Source organism: Rhodococcus sp. P4_F3_2, from assembly GCF_056401335.1.
In genome coordinates this window covers 1-863 of sequence record NZ_JBFUJN010000099.1, presented here as the reverse complement: position 1 = coordinate 863, position 863 = coordinate 1, and the positions used below count along the sequence as shown (strand labels likewise).

Below are 863 nucleotides of genomic sequence, written 5' to 3'. Positions count from 1 at the left end.
GGACGGTGCCACGGGCTGGGTCAGCGGCATCGTCGGTGTTCATCCGTGGGAGCTTGCGTTCTTCGACCGCAAGGCTCAGGAAGAGGTGTGGGGAACCGATCCCGATACGTGGATGGCGTCACCGTATGCGCCGATGGGCGTGGCGAGGCCGGTCGAGGGTGGCTACATCCTCAACGGGCGCTGGTCGTTCTCCTCCGGTACCGATCACTGTGACTGGATCATGATCGGCGCGATGGTCGGTGACGAGTCCGGTAAGCCGTTGATGCCGCCGAAGCACCTGCACGTACTGCTGCCGCGCTCCGATTACGACATCGACCAGGACAGCTGGAATGTCGTGGGGCTGCGCGGTACGGGGTCGAAGGATCTGATCGTCAAGGACGCGTTCCTGCCCACCTACCGCACGATCGACGCCGGAAAGGTGTACGACGGGACGGCGTGGAAGGAAGCGGGCCGTACGGAGACGTTGTACAAGTTCCCGTTCTCCTGCATTTTCCCGTTGGGGATCACTTCGTCGTTGATCGGTATYGCKGAGGGTGCGTTGGCGTGCAACATGGCGGCGCAGCGTGAGCGTGTGACGGTCAGTGGTGTTCCGATCAAGGAAGATCCGTACGTGTTGTTCGCGATCGGTGAGGCTGCGGCCGAGATCGCTGCTTCTCGGGCTGCGATCTTGGAGACGGTGGATCGTTTCTGGGACATGACCGAGAAGGGGCAGGAAGTTTCGTTCGAGCTTCGTGCGATCGGTCGGCGTACGCAGACTGCTGCGGCGTGGCGGGCGGTGCGGGCGGTGGACGAGATCTTTGCTCGTTCCGGTGGTGGCGCGTTGCAGTTGAACACGCCGATGCAGCGGTTCTGGCGTGGCGTGA

General features: G+C 63.0%; 1 protein-coding gene. It reads left to right on the top strand.

Annotation, left to right across the window (positions count from 1 at the left end; genetic code table 11):
- Nucleotides 1-863, top strand: an 863-nt coding sequence (locus AC1DWA_RS32920; protein WP_477917609.1) for an acyl-CoA dehydrogenase family protein, incomplete at both ends; no start/stop codon positions are given.